General features: G+C 55.8%; 18 protein-coding genes. 4 read left to right on the top strand and 14 right to left on the bottom strand.

The features are described from left to right. Positions 1-111 precede the first annotated feature (111 nt). Positions 112-906, top strand: coding sequence for a class I SAM-dependent methyltransferase (locus B2T33_RS05895; RefSeq protein WP_286791375.1), 795 nt, complete (start codon positions 112-114; stop codon positions 904-906). Between the two features lie 20 nt (positions 907-926). Here the strand turns inward: B2T33_RS05895 and B2T33_RS05890 are convergent, their stop codons facing one another. From B2T33_RS05890 to B2T33_RS05880, 3 genes are read right to left on the bottom strand one after another with little or no spacing between them, the layout of a single operon-like run. After that, entirely contained in the window at positions 927-1,388 is a 462-nt protein-coding gene (locus B2T33_RS05890) for an OsmC family protein (RefSeq protein ID WP_286791370.1), read from the bottom strand. Between the two features lie 18 nt (positions 1,389-1,406). Then, positions 1,407-2,027, bottom strand: coding sequence for a GntR family transcriptional regulator (locus B2T33_RS05885; protein WP_286791369.1), 621 nt, complete (start codon positions 2,025-2,027; stop codon positions 1,407-1,409). A 53-nt stretch (positions 2,028-2,080) separates the two neighbouring features. Continuing rightward, positions 2,081-4,432: an alpha/beta fold hydrolase gene (locus B2T33_RS05880; RefSeq protein WP_286791366.1), complete on the bottom strand. Its 2,352-nt coding sequence runs from the start codon at positions 4,430-4,432 to the stop codon at positions 2,081-2,083. 366 nt (positions 4,433-4,798) lie between these two features. On the opposite strand from B2T33_RS05880, the gene B2T33_RS05875 reads away from it, so the two are divergent. Then, positions 4,799-6,049: an MFS transporter gene (locus B2T33_RS05875; protein WP_286791359.1), complete on the top strand. Its 1,251-nt coding sequence runs from the start codon at positions 4,799-4,801 to the stop codon at positions 6,047-6,049. A gap of 60 nt (positions 6,050-6,109) precedes the next feature. Continuing rightward, positions 6,110-6,679, top strand: coding sequence for a CHAP domain-containing protein (locus B2T33_RS05870; RefSeq protein WP_063086066.1), 570 nt, complete (start codon positions 6,110-6,112; stop codon positions 6,677-6,679). Positions 6,680-7,242: 563 nt separating this feature from the next. Here B2T33_RS05870 and B2T33_RS05865 read toward each other — a convergent pair. Continuing rightward, a complete protein-coding gene (locus tag B2T33_RS05865; protein ID WP_197146388.1) occupies positions 7,243-7,896 on the bottom strand; it encodes a GntR family transcriptional regulator in 654 nt (217 codons plus the stop codon). A gap of 128 nt (positions 7,897-8,024) precedes the next feature. Between B2T33_RS05865 and B2T33_RS05860 the strand changes: the two genes are divergently transcribed. Beyond that, on the top strand, positions 8,025-10,511 hold the full coding sequence (locus tag B2T33_RS05860; RefSeq protein ID WP_252724016.1) for a plasma-membrane proton-efflux P-type ATPase: 2,487 nt from the start codon (positions 8,025-8,027) through the stop codon (positions 10,509-10,511). A 72-nt stretch (positions 10,512-10,583) separates the two neighbouring features. Here B2T33_RS05860 and B2T33_RS05855 read toward each other — a convergent pair whose 3' ends face one another. The 10 genes from B2T33_RS05855 to B2T33_RS05810 form a co-directional block, all read right to left on the bottom strand. Next, positions 10,584-11,333 (bottom strand): proteasome-type protease, encoded by a 750-nt coding sequence (locus B2T33_RS05855; RefSeq protein ID WP_008888894.1) that lies wholly within the window; start codon positions 11,331-11,333, stop codon positions 10,584-10,586. 15 nt (positions 11,334-11,348) lie between these two features. Beyond that, positions 11,349-12,167: a transglutaminase family protein gene (locus B2T33_RS05850; protein WP_063086062.1), complete on the bottom strand. Its 819-nt coding sequence runs from the start codon at positions 12,165-12,167 to the stop codon at positions 11,349-11,351. Between the two features lies 1 nt (position 12,168). After that, positions 12,169-13,116 (bottom strand): alpha-E domain-containing protein, encoded by a 948-nt coding sequence (locus B2T33_RS05845; protein WP_197146389.1) that lies wholly within the window; start codon positions 13,114-13,116, stop codon positions 12,169-12,171. A 17-nt stretch (positions 13,117-13,133) separates the two neighbouring features. Further along, on the bottom strand, positions 13,134-14,537 hold the full coding sequence (locus B2T33_RS05840) for a circularly permuted type 2 ATP-grasp protein (protein WP_197146390.1): 1,404 nt from the start codon (positions 14,535-14,537) through the stop codon (positions 13,134-13,136). Positions 14,538-14,711: 174 nt separating this feature from the next. Beyond that, complete coding sequence (gene cobM / locus B2T33_RS05835; protein WP_286791358.1) at positions 14,712-15,473, bottom strand: precorrin-4 C(11)-methyltransferase; 762 nt, start codon at positions 15,471-15,473, stop codon at positions 14,712-14,714. Continuing rightward, entirely contained in the window at positions 15,473-17,437 is a 1,965-nt protein-coding gene (gene cobJ / locus B2T33_RS05830; RefSeq protein ID WP_339658242.1) for a precorrin-3B C(17)-methyltransferase, read from the bottom strand. Before cobJ ends, cobM begins: the two co-directional genes overlap by 1 nt. Beyond that, positions 17,434-18,171 (bottom strand): precorrin-2 C(20)-methyltransferase, encoded by a 738-nt coding sequence (gene cobI / locus B2T33_RS05825; protein ID WP_286791356.1) that lies wholly within the window; start codon positions 18,169-18,171, stop codon positions 17,434-17,436. Before cobI ends, cobJ begins: the two co-directional genes overlap by 4 nt. Next, on the bottom strand, positions 18,168-19,421 hold the full coding sequence (cbiE, locus tag B2T33_RS05820) for a precorrin-6y C5,15-methyltransferase (decarboxylating) subunit CbiE (RefSeq protein WP_286791355.1): 1,254 nt from the start codon (positions 19,419-19,421) through the stop codon (positions 18,168-18,170). Before cbiE ends, cobI begins: the two co-directional genes overlap by 4 nt. After that, positions 19,418-20,101 (bottom strand): precorrin-8X methylmutase, encoded by a 684-nt coding sequence (locus B2T33_RS05815; protein ID WP_286791354.1) that lies wholly within the window; start codon positions 20,099-20,101, stop codon positions 19,418-19,420. The genes cbiE and B2T33_RS05815 overlap by 4 nt, the downstream gene beginning before the upstream one ends. Positions 20,102-20,134: 33 nt before the next feature. Next, positions 20,135-21,160, bottom strand: a complete 1,026-nt coding sequence (locus B2T33_RS05810) for a sirohydrochlorin chelatase (RefSeq protein WP_286791353.1) — start codon at positions 21,158-21,160, stop codon at positions 20,135-20,137. Between the last annotated feature and the right edge of the window lie 2 nt (positions 21,161-21,162).

The following is a 21,162-nucleotide window of genomic DNA, read 5'->3' as shown; positions in this document are numbered from 1 at the left end:
TTTTCGCAATGATAATGCAAATCATTTGTTTTTAGTGATTGCGCAATTATCGCTGTGAGATTTAACTAGCCCGCAGAAATCCGGGTATTCCGCCAAGAGAGCATCAAGACCATGAATCAGGCCAGCAACTTCAACCTGCGCGAAGAGATCAAGGAATATTGGTCAATGCGCGCGGCCACATTTGACGAACAGCCCGGCCACGAGATTTTCTCAGAAGCCGAACGCAGCGCGTGGCATACCTTGTTTGAACGTCATTTCGGCAAGGGTGACGGGCGCAAGGCGCTTGATCTGGCAAGTGGCACCGGGGTTATCAGCCATCTGATGCATGATCTTGGATTTAACGTGACCGGCATGGACTGGTCGGAGGCGATGCTTGAAAAGGCGCGCGCCAAATCAAGGCAGCGCGGATCAAAAATCACATTTTTGCTTGGCGATGCGGAAAATACGCTTGAAGCAGACAACAGTTATGACGTGATCGTCACTCGTCATCTGGTCTGGACGCTTGTTGATCCGGCTGCGGCCTTTGCCGAATGGTTCCGGGTTCTTAAACCTGGTGGGAAACTTTTGGTGGTTGATGGTGATTTTGTCTCCCCGACCTGGGCGACGAAGTTCAACAAGGCGATGGCGGGTTTCCTTGAAACCCTTGGTTTGCGAAAACCGGTCGAGGCGATTCCGCAGATGCAGACCCATCAAGATATTCTGGCCCGCGTGCATTTTTCAAACGGGGCGCGGGCAGATGCTGTTGAGGCCATGCTGCGCAAAACCGGGTTCGATCCGATTGCGGTGGATTTCGATCTGAAACGCATTCACAGCGCGCAGAAAAAACACATCAGCTTCGCCAAGGGCCTGGAACGTGGCGCACAGCATCGCTATGCGATATGCGCGCAGAAACCGTTGGAAGCTTAGGCTGTTTACAAAAGTTGTGTTTAGCGGACCGGCTCGGTCACGACTTCGGTCTTGACCGAATTGGCCAGAAAACAAGCTTCATGGGCGCGGTGATGCAGCTGATCCTCAAGCACAACATCAGGGGCTGTGCCACCATAGGTGACCTTGGGCTTTAGGGTGACCTTGGTGATCATGGTCTTGCCATCGACCGTTTCCATGATGCCGCTGGCGTCATCGACATAGGCATCAATCAAAAGCCCTGCATCGGATGCGAAATGCAGGAAAAACAGCATGTGGCAGCTTGAAAGGGCTGCGACAAAGGCTTCTTCCGGGTCGACATTTTCTGCCAACGAATATGGCACGGGCACCACATGCGGGGATGAGGATGCCGGAACTTCGACCCCGCCATCAAAGCGCCAGACATGACCACGCGAGTATCGGCGATCAGTGAAAACCTCGCTTTCCTTGCGCTTCCAGATGACTTCTGCGCCAAAACTGCTCATGGTGGGGCTCCTCGGTCTTCAGGACTTATCAATCGGGATCAGGGTTCCGGCGGTGACGCCGATATGGGTGGTTAAAACCTTACGCGCGGTCGCAATGTCCCCGGCCTCAAGGGCGGCGAGGATTTGCTGATGTTCTTCATAAAACGCGCTTCGCGGTCGTGACCCTTTGGGTTGCAGGGCGTAGGCACGCTTGGCCTCTCCGCGAAATCCATCGATCATCGACAGCAGCCTTTGATTGCCGCATGCGCCATACAGGGTCGCGTGGAATTCCTGATCAAGCGCTGCCAGCATGTCGGGATCTTCTTCTTCAAACAGATCTTCGTTTAGGCGACGCGCCTTACGCAGTGCTGATGGGCTCAGGTTAGGTGCAGACAGCTCAAGTGCGCTGACCTCAAGCGAAATGCGAATCTGACTAAGCTCCTGCACGTCTTTGCTGCGCAGTCCAGTGACGGCAAGACTTCTATCCGGGCGTTTTTCGAGCAAACCGGATTCGTGAAGCCGTTCAAGGGCGTGGCGAATCGGCTGACGACTTACGCCAAAGCGCGCGGCGAGATTTTCCTGCTTAAGCACCGTACCGGGGGGCAAGCTTCCAGCTTCGATCTCTTCGCGAAGTGCTGTTGTGATCAAGTTTGTATCCATGGATCCAAACTATGATGCGTCAGATTTTTCGTCAAGAAAAACAGAGCGCAGTATCACTCTGCGGGGATGGCTTCTGTTTGAGTGTCCTGCAGGTCGCAGTGGCTTTGCACAAAGTCGATAATCCGGTCATGTGCGCCGTCGATGTCTTCGTTAACAATGCCGTGACGATCGGATTTCAGCATCTGGACGTTAATGTCGCTGGCATTGGTTGCCAGACGCCGGATCATAGTCGCACTGGCGGGATCGACGACCTTGTCGCCATCACCTTGCAGGATCAGGGTCGGGCAATCGAGATCCGGCAGGCGCCGCTGCATCTCGGCCACGGTCTGGCGCAACTGATGCAATCCGCCGATCGGAATGTTGCGATAATTGATCTCGGGATGCTCGGAATCGTTTGGCCGGAAACTGAGAAGTTCCTGCGCGGATGGCATCCAGCCCATCAGTTTGTTTGCACCATAAAGCAGTGGGACAAACATCAGATTGCGATTACGGAATTTAAGCGGCGTTCCGGCAAGGACAAGTGCCCGCAATTTTTCAGGATGATCAGCGGCATGAATGGCCGACAGGGCGCCGCCGGTTGAAAACCCGACAATGATCACCTGATCGCAAAACGGGGCCAGGATTTCATAGCCACGCCGGACCGATGCCAGCCAATCGGTCCATTTGCGTTTTTGCAACTCATGGGGTGATGTGCCGTGCCCGGCAAGACGAACCCCCATAACCGCATGACCCATGGCGGCAAATTTTTCGCCAAGTTCGCGAAGCTCCGCCGGGGATGCCAAAAAGCCATGCACAAGCAACACGCCACAGGCAAACTGCTTTTGTCCGTTGGGCAGCAGCAAATAGGGGCGGCTGTCAGCCGTTGCGGTTTCCTGGGCGTTGATTGCGTCATATTTCGGTTTTTGGAACTTGGTGTGGTTCCACTGCCAAGCCAGAATTTCATCATCAAAACGGCGATGGGCAATGTCGGTGGGGCTCAGGTGGTCGACCTCGATCCGCGCGCGTTCAAGGGCCTGCCAAGCGGCATGGATCGGGGCCATTTCATTGGCATAGACCATGATCGGGTTGTCCATGCGGATCTGATCAAAGGTGGCCTCGGCCTGTAATTTGGGCAGGAAGCAATATTTCTGATCGCGACGTTCAATCAGGCCAAGCTGAACCGCACTGTCGATAAAGAAGCGGATTTGAGGACAATTGAGCTCAAAAATACCGACATAGTCCGCCGGATTGCGCATGCCGCGATGCAAATGGACGTTTTCGGCCTGCTGGATATTCTTGATCGCGAGATAAAGTGTTCTGTCAAAGTGGCCTATATCAACTTCGGTTACGCCATCCTCAAGCCACATCATGATCAGGCGCGATGCCAGGTGGCTGACATTGATCGTCAGATTGGAATACATCACCGACATGCAATGATCGCGCAGCGGCTTGATATGCCGGGTGATGGCAAATTGCGGGACGCGTTCGGTGATCTTTTCAAGGGTCTTGGCCGGCTTGAACAGATCATCAATGCAGGTGGCCTGCTCAAGCCGCTTGGCAAGCAGCCTGCGGTCCAGCCAATTAAACTGATCGCGCGGATTGACCGGATCGCCCAACCGGATGTCCATATCGGTCTTTTTGAACATCAGATTGCCTTCGATGATCATTTCCTCGGCCATTTTGGGGCTGAGCCCACCGGTAAACATGTCAGCTGCGCGTGCCAGAAGGTTCTGATCAACGCGCAGCGGATGGAAGGTAATGTTGGCCGGAAACATCAAGGTCGGCTTGGCAAGGCTCGCGCGCAGGTCATCTTCACTGCGTTCCAAAATGTCGGCCCAACGGTTGAGTTCGTCGGCTTTACCCCGATCAATCAGGGTGGATAGGCCGATCTTGAAGCCATCAATGCAAAGCCCAAGCAAGGCCGCACCGGTATGGTGGGCGCGCCTGGTATCTGCCGATCTGGAATAGACGCTGTAATCAGGGCGTTTGGGGTGTGGCCGTATATCGGTCAGAACCCGGCGATCCTTGACCATGCCGCCTTCGGGAAAGACAACCACCTTGCCACCGCGCAGGACTTCCTCGGCCAGAAACGGCAACAGGCGTTCATAGTTATTGGGAACTCCGCCAAGCGCCCGGAGATAGCGCGAAAAAGTATTGTCCTGGACAAAAAACTCGCCCGACGCGATCGACCGGCAATAGACCCCGGTTTCGAGCGCGATCAGGTATTGCGGGATAAAGGTTTCAAACCGGGCGAAGTGATTGAACATGAAAATGTCGCCCTGCGACAAATGGTCGCGCGGGCCGTGCATCTTGATATTGATGTCGATATTGGCCCGCAAAGCCGTCATCGCGCGAAGGGTCCATTCGCAGGTCTTCGGATTGATGGCGAACTTTTCACGTTCGATATCGCGGAATGTCTGAACCATGCGTGGAAATATCCCGGCCGGAGGTCTAACCCAGTATAAAGCGTTGGTTTCTTGGACGATTTTATCAGTTTTTTATAACGTCTCGGTTAAGATAGATATGTGTTGCAATCCCCGGTTTTGGAAGGCGTGCAATCTGCGATTTGTCACGAATTGGTGTCAGAACGGCACGTCTTTCGTATAATGAAACATCGGCGTGCTAATCTGCCCGCTGGTTTCCATCAAATCCGGGCCGGTCATATCCCCTGCCAACAATGTGATGACCGCCACCCCGGTTTGTGATCGCCCACCATGATTGGAGGCCTTGTGCCTGTTCCCGACCCTGCCCCAGATCCATCCAAAGGCTCGGACCAAAACAATCCTGATTGTGTGCCTGCCACTGATCAGGATGGCGGACAAAGATCGATTTTTTCCGATCGGAATTTTGTGCTGTTTCTTGTCGGGCAATGCATCACGACACAAGGATTGTGGATTCAGAAAATCGCCATGTCGTGGCTGGCATGGTCTTTGACCGGATCGGCCCTTTGGACCGGGGTGATTGCCGCGCTTAATTTTGCCCCGGCCTTTTTCCTTGGGCCGATTTTCGGCGTGATGGCCGATCGGGTCGATCTGCGGCGCACGGCCATGCTGCTTAATCTTGGGCAGGCTGCGGTTTCGTTCCTTTTGATGGGACTGTCCTATGCTGACATGATGACGTTGCCCTGGATGGTCGCACTTGCCGGATCGATGGGAATTCTTGGCAGTGCAATGACGCCCATTCGCCTGTCGCTGGTGCCGGTGATTGTACCGCGTGCCTTCATGAATCGCGCGGTCGCCTATGCGGCGATGAATTTCAATATCTCACGTCTGGTCGGGCCTGCGGTTGGTGGGGTGGTGATTGCCACCTGGGGCACCGGGGCGGCCTTTATGATCAACGCGATCAGTTATCTTCCGATGGTGTTTGTCATTTCGGTGGTGACCATTCACATGGAGCGCGCACCCGATGCCAAAAGCCGTCGGATCTGGACATCGCTTGTCGACGGGGCAAACTATGCGCTCAATCACCCGATGATCCGATCGGTTCTGGCGCTGTCCTGCTTTGTCTCGCTGGTCGGGACCGGCATGGTTGAACTGATGCCGGTCTTTGCCGAGGCGGTTTATGACCGCGGGGTCACGGGGCTTGGCATGCTGGCATCAAGTGCGGGGATCGGGGCGGTGACATCGACCTTTATCCTGTCGCGGATTTCATCAGATGCTATTGCCTATCAAAAGGTGACTATCCTTGGGGCGTTTGCCGCCGCCGTCGGCATGACCGGACTTGGTTTTGCGCCGTGGTACGAGCTTGCCGTGCCGTTGGTCGCGCTCACGGGTGGTGGATTGACCCTTGTCGGGGTGGGGTCACAAACGGCCTTGCAGCTGACGGTTGATAATCGCCTGCGGGGTCGGGTGATGAGTTTCTGGAGTGCGACCAGTTTTGGTGGCATGGCACTGGGCGGGACGCTTCTTGGCGCGATTTCCGAGGCCGGTGATATTCAATATACGGCGCGTGGTTCTGGCGTTTTGATCCTGTTTGCGGCCTGTGTCGGGCTTTGGCGGCTTTATCGCATCGGGGCGCTGGCGCGTTCGGGTGCATTGCGGTAAAGGATTGTTAAGGCCTGCCGACCTATGGTGGCTCATTGTGAGAGGATCGGGGATTTCCAGATGCGTTTGCTTGGTATTGTCGGACTGTGTTTGTTGCTTTCGGCGTGTTTTAGCACTGGTAATTCGGCACCACGTGCGTCCGGCCCGATGCCAAGTGACACGGTTCAGACCCTTGCCAGCGTCAATCTGCCGTCCTCACGCCTGAACAGTTTCGCCCCGACCAACAAGTTCCTGCAATGCGTGCCCTATGCCCGCGAAGTATCGGGTATCGAGATTTATGGAGATGCCTGGACATGGTGGGCGCAGGCTGGGCAGAAAAATTTCCAGCGCGGTAACCGCCCGCAAATCGGTGCCGTTCTTGCGCTTCGCAAGACATCGCGCCTGAAACTGGGCCACGTAGCGGTGGTTTCAGCCATACTTGATAGCCGCAAGATCCTTGTAAACCATGCCAATTGGGGCAGCGATTCGCGTACCCGCGGCAAGGTGCATTATCGCCAGCCGGTTGTTGATGTATCCCCCAACAATGACTGGTCCGAAGTGCGGATGATGAACACGCTTGGCACATTCGGCAGCATGTATCCAGCCCACGGCTTCATCTATCAGCCGCGCGAGACTGCAGAGGCGAACTAAGCCACTGCGCTGCTGGCGCCCCGCTGGCCAAAAACCCGCCCGACATCACGAAAGAAAAGTGGCGAAGCCCCCACGGATAGAGAGCTTCGCCAATTAAACCCGTGCGGGCGGCACGGGTTCGGGGGTTGAACCCGACAAGGCTTGCCGAAAACGCCTTTCTGGCAGAGCAGGATCACGGTGCGATGTGATTTCGAGCATCCGTTTCGATACTGATCACCCGGCACGACAGGTAATCACTGATCCCCTATGGCACGCCTTGAATTAAAATTATCTATAAAACGACGTTTTCTATGATAATTACGCCGGGATCGAGTGCTGAAATCAACTGCAAAATCGAAGGAAAGGGGTGATTCTTCGCTGAATTCACTGCATTCCACTCTAAATTATTGATTTTAAATTATAAATATTATCTATGAAATCGCACCGTAAGTACGATAGGGATGGCTGAGACGCGCATTTTCTGTGCGTGTCGTCCTGAATCGGCGCTTTTCGTGCGTCGTTCCTTCCCTTTGGGGTCGAAAACCGGGCATACATGGCGAACATATGATTTCGGGGAAGTGTCGTCAGGCAGTGGTTTGCGGGCGTGCTGCTTTGCCGGATTTATTGCCGATCCATTTCACATGCCGGGCAAGGGTGGCGGCGGCAACATCAATCTGATTGCTTCTGAGCGCGGCAAGGATCGCGCGGTGGTCCTGATCGGTCGGGGCTTCCCATTCCATGCGAAAGCCCGAAAATAAAAATCGCGCACTGGCGGCATGCAGATCATCAATCGTCGCAAGCAACCGAGGCATGCCACAAGGTTCCAGGATGACACGGTGAAACGCCCTGTTGGCCTGTTCCCAGCCTTGGACATCAGTGGCATTTTCGCCTGCGCGATTATGGGCCTCTGCCACATCAAGAATTTCAGGTGTCAAATGCGGGGCAGCTTGGCGAAGTGCCAGAACTTCGAGGGACGCCCGCATCTCAGCAACTTCGCGTACCTCGGCAACATCAAAGCTGGCAACTCGAACACCACGCCGTGGTTCGCTGACCGCAAGGCCTTGTGCCTCCAGCCGACGAAACGCCTCGCGCACCGGAACGTGACTTGCGCCGAATTCCTCGGCGAAGTGGTCCTGGCGCAGTTTCATGCCCGGTGCGAATTCGCCCGAAATAATCCGTTCGGCCAGCGCCCGGGTAATGCGGCCCGCGACCGTGGTGTCTGTGGTGCTCTTTGTCATGTTTTATAGATAATTTGTGACAACTGATTTGTCGACCTGATTGATGTGCAACAATGTTGTGCGGTGCAATATACTCTAGAAGTATTGGAGTTTCCGGTATCGCTAATTGTGGCTCGGAGGGCACCATCATGATGGAACAGACGGCCAAGCGTGATTTTCCCGAAATTGACCGCTCATTGCTTCGCACAGATCCAAACACTGGACTTGGAACAGACGAAGCAAGGCGTCGCACCGAACAGTTCGGTGAAAACCGCCTTCGCGATGATCAAACCAGCGCGCTTAAAAAGCTTCTGTCGTTCTTTTGGGGGCCGATCCCGTGGATGATCGAAGTTGCCGCCATCCTTTCGGCTGTTGTGCAGCATTGGTCGGACTTTGCGATCATCATCGTGATGCTGTTGCTCAATGCCGGGGTCGGGTTCTGGCAAGAATTCAAGGCAGACAACGCCATTGCTGCGCTCAAACAGCGCCTTGCGCCGGATGCACGCGTGTTGCGCGATGGTGCTTGGTCGGATCTTCCGGCCCGTGAACTGGTGCCGGGTGACATTATCCGCATCAAGCTTGGCGATATCATTCCCGCCGATACCAAACTGTTGGCGGGCGACTATTTGCGTGTCGATCAGTCTGCCCTGACCGGTGAGTCGCTAGCGATTGATAAGAAAATCGGGGATGAGGTCTATTCCGGCGCCATTGCCCGGCAGGGGCAGATGACCGCAATGGTCACCGCGACAGGCATGGCGACCTATCTTGGCCGGACGGCAAGTCTGGTCAAAGGTGCTGGCAAACAATCGCATTTTCAGCGCGCGGTTCTGCGCATTGGCAACTTCCTGATCCTGATCACGTTGGGCCTGATTGCGTTGATCATGACGGTTGCCTTGCATCGTGGTGATCCGTTGATGGAAACCTTGCTGTTTGCCTTGATCCTGGCGGTGGCGGCAATTCCGGTGGCCTTGCCAGCTGTTCTTTCGGTGACACTGGCGGTCGGGGCCGAAAAACTGGCGCGGATGAAGGCGATTGTATCGCGCCTTGTCTCGATCGAGGAACTGGCCGGGATGGATATCCTGTGTTCTGACAAGACCGGGACATTGACGCAAAACCATTTAACCGTCGGAACCCCGGTCCTGATTGATGCCAAGGATGAAAGCGATCTGATCCGCACCGCCGCACTGGCATCAGAGGCCGATAGCCACGACCCGATTGATAGTGCGGTTTTTGCCATCCTTGGCAATCGCGCAAAGCTTGATGGCTATGACATCACCAGTTTCCGGCAGTTTGATCCGGTACGCAAACGGGCCGAGGCGGAGGTTACGCAGCATGGCCAGACCATCATGGTTGCCAAGGGGGCGCCGCAGGCGGTTCTGGCTTTGCTGTGTGAGGATGAGATATCGGATATCGAAAGTGTCGCCGCTTATCGTGCGGTGATGGATGCGATCAAAACCATGGCAGAGCACGGTTACCGTGCGCTTGGTGTCGCGCGCACCGATAAAGACGGCAATTGGCAGTTTCTGGGGTTGCTGCCGCTGTTTGATCCACCGCGTGAGGACGCGGCATCAACCATTGCGGAACTGCGCCACAAGGGTGTTGATATCCGCATGATCACCGGCGATCACGAGGCGATTGGCCGCGAAGTCGCCGGCCAGCTTGGATTGGGGCAAAACATCCTGCCCGCAGATGCCGTGTTTGATCGCAACAATCAGGCACTTGATCAGGTAATGATCGAGCAGGCAGATGGCTTTGCCCGCGTCTTTCCTGAACATAAATACGCGATTGTCCGCCAGTTTCAGGACCGCGGCCATATTGTCGGCATGACCGGTGACGGGGTGAATGATGCCCCTGCCCTGAAACAGGCCGATATTGGTATTGCTGTTTCAAATGCCACCGATGCGGCGCGGGCGGCGGCCGACCTTGTTCTGACCGCGCCGGGCATTTCGGTGATTACCAGCGCGATTGAAGAATCGCGGCGTATTTTCGAACGTATGGGCAGTTACGCCACTTTCCGGATTTCCGAGACGATCCGGGTTTTGTTGTTCATGACGATTTCAATTCTGGTGTTTGATTTCTACCCGGTCACGGCGGTGATGATCGTGTTGCTGGCGTTGCTTAATGATTTCCCGATCATGATGATTGCCTACGACAATGCCGAGGTTGCCGAACACCCGGTGCGATGGAACATGGGTAATACGCTCACCATGGCATCCCTTTTGGGTGCTACCGGGGTGACATCATCCTTTGCCTTGCTTTGGGTGTCGGAAACGTTGCTGCACTTGCCGCCGGAAGAAGTCCAGACACTGGTGTTCCTCAAGCTTCTGGTGGCGGGGCATCTGACGATTTATCTTACCCGGCACAAAGGATTCTTCTGGCAAAAACCCTATCCTAGCATGAAGCTGTTTCTCGCAACCGAGGTCACCCAGATCATTGGCACGCTGGCGGCTGTCTATGGCTGGTTTGTGCCACCGATTGGCTGGTACCATGCGCTGGTGGTTTGGGGATATGCGCTGTGCTGGTTTGTGGTGGCGGGCTGTATCAAGGTTTGGGTCTATCGGCTTCTGACCCATCGCCATCACAGTCATCACAGCCATCTGGCCCGGGTTGAAGGATCGCTTCATCGCCACCGATAAGATCGGCACATCCACAAACAAAAAGCCGGACCATTTGTTGGGTCCGGCTTTGGGTATTCGTGGTTATCGTGCCTATTCTGCGGCGATATCGCAATGTTCGTCGGGCATGTCGGCAAAGGCATCGCGAAGCGCGTTCGACCAGGCGTCAGACAGTGCGCGGAAGCCCCTGTCCTCGGCCTCGATCCGACGGATCTCAGAAAATTTGCAAGCGTCATCAGGCAAAACAGCCAGATCAAGTGGCATACCGACCGACAGGTTGGAGCGAAGCGTCGAATCCATCGACAGCAATACCGCTTTGACCCCGTCCTGAATTGGTGTGTCGGGCGTGATCACCCGATCAAGGATCGGTTTGCCGTATTTGTGTTCGCCGATCTGAAGGTAAGGCGTATCGGATGTGGCTTCGATGAAATTACCCGCGGCATAGACCAGAAACAGGCGTTGATCACCGCCCTTACGCTGTCCGCCAATCATGATCGACGCAGCGCTGCTTTCATGATGCTGTTCAAGGGTGTCATGGTATTTCAGCTGCACTTTCTGCATGGCTTCGCCAACCAGTTCGGCGACGCGGAACATGCTTGGTGCGCTCAGGATGCAGTTACCCGGCTCGGTTTCGGGATCGTCGATGGCCTCGTGCAAGGTGCTCATCACCGCCTGGGTAATGGCAAGGTTGCCGGCTGAAAGTGCGACAATCGCGCGTTCCCCGGGGACTTCCCAGGTGAACATCTTGCGATAACGTGAAATGTTATCAAGGCCCGCATTGGTCCGCGTGTCCGAAAGGAAAACCAGCCCTTCGTTCAGCATCAACCCGACACAGTAGGTCATCTTTTTGTAGTCCGACTATTGTTGTGACTGCGCAATGACGACTGTTACATCCAAATCTTCGTTTCCGCCACCAGTATGTACGCCCCGGATCGGGGTGGCGACCTGACCATCAAGTCCTGATCCAAGCCGGATATAACTATCCGTCGGGCAGCACTTGTTGGCCGGATCAAACCCGACCCAGCCGAACTCTGGCAGATGTAACTCCGCCCATGCATGGGATGCCTCATGCGGTTTGCCTTCATGATCGGCAAACAGATATCCCGATACATAGCGGGCCGGAATGCCAAGATGGCGTGCCGCCGAGATCAGCACATGGGCATGATCCTGGCAAACACCCTTGCCATCAGCAATCGCATCGGCAGCCGTTGTGTGCACATGGGTTGTACCCGGCGCATATTCAATGGCATCGGCGACCGCCGCGGCAAGACCGTGCGCAAGTTCCAACACCGTACCGTCCTTGGTTTTCTTTGCGACCTTGTCGGCAAGCTTGCGAATGGCGGCACTGGATTTGGTCATGGGCGTCGTGCGCAGGAATACGGCCGGAAAGGCGCGTTCCTTGTGGCCGCGCAAAACGCCTGCGGTATCAGTGGTTTCGACCTCACCGGTGACGACGATTTCAATCGCCTCGACCGGGCCGTTTGATGTCAGGGTGCTGATGATATCGCCATTGCCATCGGTAAATTCTGCACCGATGTTGCAGCCTTCGGCTGTGATCGACCATCTCAGGATCTTTTGGCCTTCGAACTCAGCGGGCGTCAGTTTGAGGCTCTGCACCGCGTGATAGGCCGGATACTCATAGCGGTAATGGGTCTTGTGTTCGACGGTCAAGCGCATCTTACTGTCCCCCAAAATGATATGCGTCAGCAATGGCAAGCGACAGGATACGGTTGCGTCCCTGGAAGTCGGTCAGGAATTCGTGCAACCCGCCTGAAAAAATCTCGTCCATGTCACTTTGCGTCAGCAAGGAATACATCTCGACCGCCTGGCGATGAACGCTGTGGCGTTGACCATAATGGCGGGCAAGCCTTTCAAGATGCTGGGTAATCTGTTCGGAACAGTGGGCAAGCGATCGCGGACTGAACGGATTAAGGATCAGGAAGTGCGCGATGCGATGTGGTGAATAATCATCACGATAGACCCAGTGGAATGCGCGGAGCGAAGATGCTGCACGCAAAACCGTTGTCCATTGATAGTTATCGACACCATCGCCGACCATGCTGGTTTCCGGCAGAAGGACATAATATTTGACGTCCAGAAGTCGTGCGGTGTTGTCTGCGCGTTCGATAAAGGTGCCCAGACGGATGAAGTCATAACCGTCATTGCGCAAGATGGTGGAATCGGTGGCCCCGCGGAACAGCGCGCCCTGCTTTTTGACCCAGTCAATGAATTCCGGCAGTTCGTTCTTCGCCATATTGTGCATCGACGGGCGCCGCAGTTCCATCAGCGCATTATTGAGCGCCTCCCACATTTCTGCGGTAATGGCTGTACGCATGGCGCGTGCATTGGCGCGCGCATACTCAAAGCAATTGATGATCGATGAGTGGTTGTCGCGGTTAAAGATCAGGAAATTGGCGACCTCTTCCTGGCGCAACGGCGCATCGGGATCATATCCCGCGGCACATCCGGATGCAGAAAGGACAGACTCCCATTCCGACCGGTTGCCGCTTGCAGCAGCCGGCATCAGGGCCATGCGATAGCCCATTTCCATCAGGCGGGCCATGTTTTCGGCCCGTTCGACATATCTCGACAACCAGAAAAGGTTTTCGGCGGTACGACTAAGCATCTCTCAACCCTTTCCTTTTAATCGCTCATGATCCAGGTGTCCTTGACCCCGCCGCCCTGCGACGAGTTCACGACAAGTGAGCCTTCACGCAGCGCCACACGAGTCAACCCGCCCGGTGTCAGGCGCACGTCATCGCCAACAAGACAGAAGGGCCGGAAATCGACATGACGCGGCGCAACGCCGCTTTCAACGAAGGTCGGGCAGGCTGAAAGCGACAGGGTCGGTTGGGCGATGAAATCACCGGGATCGGCTTCGATCCGTTTGGCGTAGGCGGCCTGTTCTTCCTTGGTTGATGCCGGCCCGACCAGCATGCCATAGCCACCTGACCCGTGGACTTCCTTGACCACCAGTTCGCCCAGATGCTCGAGGACGTATTTCAGATCATCCGGCTTGCCGCATTTCCAGGTCGGAACGTTATTAAGGATCGGTTCCTGACCCAGATAGAAGCGGATCATGTCAGGCACATAGGTATAAACCGCCTTGTCATCGGCCACCCCGGCACCCGGGGCCGAGCAGATGGCAACACCGCCTGAGCGATACACATTCATTAGCCCGGGAATGCCCAGAACCGAGTCCGGTCTGAAGCACAGCGGATCGATATAGGCGTCATCAATGCGGCGATAAATCACATCCACCTGTGCTGGTCCGCGTGTGGTGCGCATAAAGACCCGGTCTTGGTGAACAAACAGGTCCTGACCTTCGACCAGTTCGACACCCATCTGATCGGCAAGGAAGGAATGTTCATAATAGGCACTGTTCATCGCACCCGGCGTCAGGACGACGATATTGGGGTCGCGGTCGCATTTGCGCGGTGCGATGCTTTTTAGCGTTTTCAGCAACATGTCCGGATAGCTTTCGACCGGCTCAATCCGAAGGCTTTTGAACAGATCGGGGAACATGCGCATCATGATTTCGCGGTTCTCAAGCATATAGGACACGCCAGATGGCGTGCGACAGTTGTCTTCGAGAACATAAAAATCGTCAGGACCGGTGCGCACGATATCGACACCGACAATGTGGCTATAGACATTGCGCGGTGGATCAATGCCGATTACGGCCGGTTCGAACGCATCGTTGCGAAACACCAGATCGGCCGGGACGATACCGGCCTTGATGATTTCGGCATTATGGTAAACGTCATAAAGAAACGCGTTCAGCGCCCGGGCGCGCTGTTTGACGCCACGATCAAGCTTGCGCCATTCCTGCGATGTGAAGATACGGGGGATCAGATCAAAGGGAATAAGCCGCTCGGGATCTCCGCCCTCGCCGTAAACAGCAAATGTAATGCCGATCTTGCGGAACAGCGTTTCAGCTTCAAGGCGCTTTTGTTCGAGAACCTCGGGGCCGCTTGCTTCCATCCAGTCAACCAAGGCGCGATAAGGTTCGCGAATTTGGTCGTCAACACTCATCTCGTTGAACATGCATTCTCCCCTTTATTTCCCTTTGATTAAAGGGTGCCGGGCAGGGGGCGGTCAAGGATGTTCACAGTTGAAATGACATATTTTTCAGCAAATTGCTGTTCTGCCGAAAAAATAAACTTGCTGATCAGAGGGTTTGTACAAAAAACGGGCGGACATGAAGTCCGCCCGATCAGATCATGCTTTTGCCGGGCGCAGAACGTGCGTGTGATCGGCGGCATAAAGTCTAGAGTCGGTAAAATCTTTCCGACCGAAAACCTCACCGACCATGATCAGTGCCGTGCGCGTGATACCACTGCCTTTGACCTTGGCCCGGATATCGCCAAGGGTGCCAAAAATGAATTGCTGGTCTGGCCAGGTCACGCGATAGGCAATCACAACCGGGCAGTCTTCGCCGTAATGCGGGGTCAGATCGCGCACCACATTGGCCAGATTGTTGATCGACAGATGCACCGCCAGCGTCGCACGCGATTTGCCAAGTTCCGCAAGGCTCTCGCCGTCTGGCATGCTGGACGACCGCATGGCGGTTCGGGTCAGGATCACGGTCTGGGAAATATCGGGCAGGGTCAGTTCCGCGCCGATTTCAGCAGCCGTCGCTGCATAGGCCGAAACGCCCGGCGTGATGTCATAGGGAATGCCAAGATCATCAAGTCGGCGGATCTGTTCGGCGATTGCACCATAGATTGACGGATCACCGGAATGAACGCGTGCGACATCCTGTCCCTTGGCGTGGGCGGCTTCGATCTCAGCCATGATTTCATCAAGGTTCATGGGCGCTGTATCGACCACATGTGCACCTTCCGGGGCCGCAGTCACGATTTCTTCGGGCACCAGCGATCCGGCATAAAGGCAGACCGGGCATTTTTCGATCAGGCGCAAGCCGCGCACAGTGATCAGGTCCGGGGCGCCAGGACCGGCGCCAATAAAATGAACAGTCATTATTCTGCCCCGCCTTTCTTGGAAGTGTCGTTTTTGGAAGTGTCAGTGCTGCTGTGAACAGTTGTGCTCAGAACTGGGGCTTTGGCCGCATCCGGGCCCTTTTTGGCATAGCCGCGCGGGGTATAGACCCATTCGTTCTCGCCGCGGGTGATGTGGCGGCTATTGCTTGATCCGACCAGAACCGTGGTCAGCATATCGACCATGTCGACTTCTAGTTTCGAAAGTGGAACGACTGTGATTTCCTCGTCCGGGCGGCCAAGTTGACGGCCGAGAACCACCGGGGTGTCTTCGTTGCGGTGTTCAAGCAGGATATCACGCGCCTTGGCCAAAAGATCGCGGCGGCGTTTGGAAACCGGGTTATAGAACGCAATCACGAAATCACCTTCGGCCGCTGATTTCAGACGGCGCAGGATGTCTTCGCGCGGTGTCAAAAGATCAGATAGCGAAATCGCACAGAAATCATGCCCCAGCGGCGCGCCAATGCGTGATGCCGCCGCCTGAAGTGCGGAAATACCAGGTGATACCTGAACCGCGACCCGGTTCCAATCTGCGCGATCTTCACGATCCAACAGCTCAAACACCAGTGTCGCCAGCGCATAAATGCCGGCATCCCCCGACCCGATCAGGGCAACGTCCTTACCGGTCGCGGCCAGTTCAAGGGCGTGGCGCGCGCGGGCTTCTTCGGCGCCAAGATCGGAATGATGGCAATCCTTGCCGTCAATCAGCGGACCGAGCAGATCAAGATACATCTGATAGCCGACAATATCGGTTGCGCGACCGATCAGGGCGGTTGCCTCTGGGCTTCGCCAGCCGATCTGGCCCGGACCGATGCCAACGATCGAAAGCCTGCCCTGCGCTGTGCCGACTTTCTCGGGGATGATGTCATCCTGTGACAGGGCGACGGCGCAGGTGGATTTCTTGGTTTTGTGCTTGGGGACAATCAGCTTGCCGTTCGGGCCGACCGTCGCCAGTGCCGCACCTTCGGCAACGCCATGGCAGCCGGTCTCGGCAAACACGACGTCTGATGGCGTCACCAGACGGCCTGCCTCGGCCTCGAGGGTTTCGGCATCAAAGAACCGGGCCGGAACGCCCAGACGTTGGGCCAGTTCATGGACTGCGGCCTCATCGGCCTTCAGATCAATCGATGTCACGCAGGCAATGGCCTTCGGGCTCAGGCACTGACCAGCCAGTGTTTCCATCACCAGATCATAAAGATCATCGGCCGGGCAGCCGCGCTCACAGCCGACACCAAGTGCCAGGACCGGCGGGTGATAGGTGATTGCGGTTTCAGCGCCATCGCTGATCGCATCTTCATTGGCACCTTCGCGGGCGGTGGCTGTGATCAGGATGCTGCCATCTTCGGACTGGGCAATAGCACTATTGGTCAACCACGCAGCCGAGCCTGCCTCAACCTCAATCCGGGCGGAGGCACCAGCCAAAAGGGCCGCTGTGGCGGGTTTGACCGTTTCGGGCGTGCCAAGTGTCCAGCCAACAGGCGGCTCATCAAGGGCAAGACCCAGCATCGCATCGCCCGGGGTGGTGATGGCGGCATTGCCACCAAGCCGATCAGCCAGATCGCGCGCCAGTCGGTTCCCACCATGATGCCCGCCCAAAAGCGGGATGAAGTTATCACCGGCTTCATCAACGGCAAGCACGGCGGCGTCCTGCCATTTGCCGGCCAAAAGCGGTGCAAGTGCGCGGATCAGAATGCCTGACGCGCAGACACCAATGATGACATGATCGGATGAAAAGGTTTGTTGCAGATGCGCAATGGTATCATCAAAGGCGACATCAACATCCTTGACCGACACGCGTGTGCGCAGGCCATGAACCGATGCTCCCTGCAGGCTGGATGCAATTTTTCGTGCGGTCGGAAGGGCGCGCTGTGTCAGGCAGATGACCGCAATCGGGGCAATTGGTGCGGTCGGCAATGCGGTTTTATTCTGGGCGTTCTGGGCGGTCATCGCCATGCGTCTCCGCGACGGTGGATCAGGATCATGGAAAAATACGGTGCCTTGGCGTCGGCGGGCAAATCGCCCAGCGGGACCATTTTTTGGGTTTCAAGCGTCGCACGTTCGATATAACGTGCCCGGTCTGTTAGGCCGAGTTCATTGATCACACCGCGAACCTTGGCGAAATGACGACCAAGCTTGATGATGGCGGCCGCATCGGTTTTGGCCAGCTGTTCACGCAGGCGGTCGGCATCAAGCGGGCCCGGGATGACTTGCAACACATCGTTCTTGGCGGCCAATGGTGCGCCAAGCTGGGCGGCACAGGCCATCATTGAACTGACACCGGGAACGGTTTTGACCGGGTGGCCTGCCTCGGCCAAACGGCCAAACAGATACATGAAGCTGCCATAAAAGAACGGGTCACCTTCGCACAGAACGGCAACGGTTTTTCCATCTGCCAAATGCTTGCCGATTTCGATGGCAGCCGCGTCATAGATCGGATCGGCTGGTTTGCCCATTTCGATGCGAATAGCGATTTCAATCCGGCCTTCGGGAATATGCGGATCAACGATCTGACGCGCCAGGCTGACGCCATCTTCAAGGGCGGGATAGGCGATCACATCGGCCTTTTGCAGGATGTTATAGGCCTTAAGCGTGATCAGATCAGGTTCGCCCGGTCCGATACCAAGACCATAGGCCGTTCCGGCAACCGGAAGGCTATCACTTGCGGGAAATTCCGCACTCATGCTTTTACTCCGAGGTAATGGGTGACCGGGGCAAGGTTGCTCCAGCCCTTGAAGCTGCCGCGCGGCACCAGTCGTGAAATCGACAGGCGCGACAAGCTGCCACCGTTTTTATTGTAAAACCGTAATAATTTTTCTTCGCCTTCAAGCGTCACCGTGTTGGCGACCAGTCGCCCATGCAGCGGCAACAGTTCCCAGCAGCTTTCAAGCAACCCATCAATCGTGATGCCCCCGCCGATGAAAATCGCATCGGGTTTGGGCAGGCGATCGGCAAAACTCAGTGCTTCTTCAATGGATTTCTGTTCAACCGCAAGGGTCGGAACGCCAAGTCGAATGGCATTCTTCTTGATCATCGCGCAGCGTTCGCCGTCGCGTTCAATCGCAACAGCCCGACCGCCCATGCGTTTCCATTCAATCGAAATCGACCCGCACCCGGCCCCCAGATCCCACAAAACACCGCCGTCAAACGGCGCCAGGGATGACAGCGTCTGCGCGCGGATTTCTGATTTTGTGATCATGCCATCATGGATAAAGGCATCATCAGGCAGTCCCGGTCCCTTGGGCAGTGGTTTGGCGTTTGGCCCGGCTTCAAGATCGATCATGATCAGATTAAGCGGGTCGAGCGATTTGATATCGGGCATCGAGGTGGCGGTTGATTGCCAGGTGCGTGCTGTTTGTGTGGTAATGCGCTCTTCGGGCCCGCCAAGCCGCTCGCACACCGACATGCGGCTTTGATCAAAACCGGCCTCGCACAGCATGACGGCGACAAGGGCCGGGGTCGATCCATCGGCACTCAGTGCAATCAGTTTGCCATGTGGGCGCAAATGGGCGCGCAGCGTTTCCGGATCACGGCCATGTAGCGTAATCACATCACACTCGGTCAGTGGCCAGCCAAGCCTGGAGGCGGCCAGAGAAATGCTTGATGGTGCCGGGACGGCGTATATTGGTTCGGGTCCGAAATATTTAATCAGTGTGTTGCCCACACCAAAATACATCGGGTCACCACTGGCCAGCACGACCGGGTTCTGATCGATGCAATCTTCGATCAGCGGCAGATTGGCTTCAAACGGCGTAATCCATTTGTTCTGGGTTGCGGTGTTGGAACCGGGCAACATGGCGATATGACGTGTACCGCCAAAAATGACGCTGGCATTTTCAAGGATGCTGCGCGCCATTGGTGAAAGGCCTTCATAGCCATCTTCGCCAATGCCAATAACCGTGATCCGTCCCTTGATCGGTGCCTGTTCGTTCATGATGCACCCCCTGATTTGCGGTCGAAGGTTCCATCAGGTGTCGTTTTGTCATCGCGCGCCAGACGTGCCAAGGCATTGATCGTGGCGGCTGTTACCGCACTGCCGCCAAATCGACCGCGCAGTGTGACAAACGGAATGCCATTGGCATGTTCGATCAGCGCATCCTTGCTTTCTGCCGCCCCGACAAAGCCGACCGGCATGCCGACAATGGCCGCTGGCTTATTCAATCGTCCGTCATGGATCGCTTCAAGCAAGTGATAAAGGGCGGTCGGCGCATTGCCGATGGCAATTATTGCGCCTTCGATATGATTGGCCCAGGCTTCAACCGCGGCGGCAGATCGTGTGGTTTCCATTCGTGCGGCAAGATCGTGCGTATTGCCATCATTGAGCGTGCAAAGAATCGGGTTCTGATTGGGCAGAAGCCGGGAAATAATGCCATGACGCACCATTTCTGCGTCACACAGGATCGGCTTTCCGCGACTTAATGCCGCTGTGGCAGCATTCACCACATCACCACCAAAGGCGATCTGATCGGCCATGTCGACCATGCCGCAGGCATGAATGATACGAATGGCAACCGGCCGCTCAGCGTCTGAAAAGCGCGCAAGGTTTGCCTCGGCCTCGATGGTGGCAAAGCTTTTGGCATAGATTTCCTGCGGGTCACGCAGATAGTCAAACATTGCCGCGCCTTTCAGAGGATGGGGATCGACCGGTCAGGAACCGGTCGATTTCTTCGCGTCGTCGTGATCATGGGAATGGCTGTGCCCGTGATCATGGCTGTGGCCATGGCTATGACCGTGATCGTGGTGATGCCCGTGGCCGTGATGGTGGTGATGGCCATGATCATGGCTGTGTCCATCGGTGCCAATGCCCATCACATGGTGATGGTGACCGACCTGCGGGGTGCCGACATCGCCTTCATAACCAATGATCTGCTCACGATACTTGCAAAGCTGGCAGTTCATATTGTTGTCGCCGGTATCAATCTCGGTCAGACGTTCGGCAAAGCTTTCAAGAACCATCGGGTGGTCCTTGAGGTAGCCTGCCTTGATAAACTCAACATCACCAAATTCCGCCGCGACTTCGTCGGTATGGCTATAGATGCGGTCAATCAGAATGCCGGCAAACAGGAAATACGGGAAGACGACAACGCGCTTGTATCCCAGTTTCATCGCTTCGCGCAGGCCCGCATTGACGCGCGGATGGGCAACACCGGAATAGCTGATTTCGGTACGGCCAAAGCCCATGCCTTCCTGAAGCATACGGGCAACCTTGTAGACATTGGAATTGGCGTCCGGGTCATTGGTGCCGCGCCCGACCACCATCAACAGGGTGTCTTTGCGATCTACGCTGTCATCGACACCTTCAAGGGCTTCTTCGATGCGTTCCTTTGCTGCCATCAGAAGCTTGGGATCAATGGCAAGATCGCGGCCGAAAAGCACTTCGATATCGGGATTTTCGTGGGCGAAATTGTTTACTTCGCTCGGCAGGTCGTTTTTGACGTGACCGGCGGCAAACAGCATACCGGGAAGGGCATAGATTTTCTTGTGGCCCATGGCTTTGAGCTTTTCAAAACCATCACGCAGGATCGGGTGGGCAAATTCGAGAAAGCCGCTTTCGACATCGTAGTCGGCCAGGTGGGTCTGTTTCATAGCTTCAACCATGGCGTTGAACTGTGAAACCGCGCGTTCGTCGCGCGAACCGTGACCGCAAATCATTACTGCGCCTTTGGGGGACATAA

Source organism: Thalassospira sp. UBA4513, from assembly GCF_002388495.1.
GTDB classification, from domain to species: Bacteria; Pseudomonadota; Alphaproteobacteria; order Rhodospirillales; family Thalassospiraceae; genus Thalassospira; species Thalassospira tepidiphila.
This window is presented reverse-complemented; position numbering and strand designations above follow the sequence as displayed.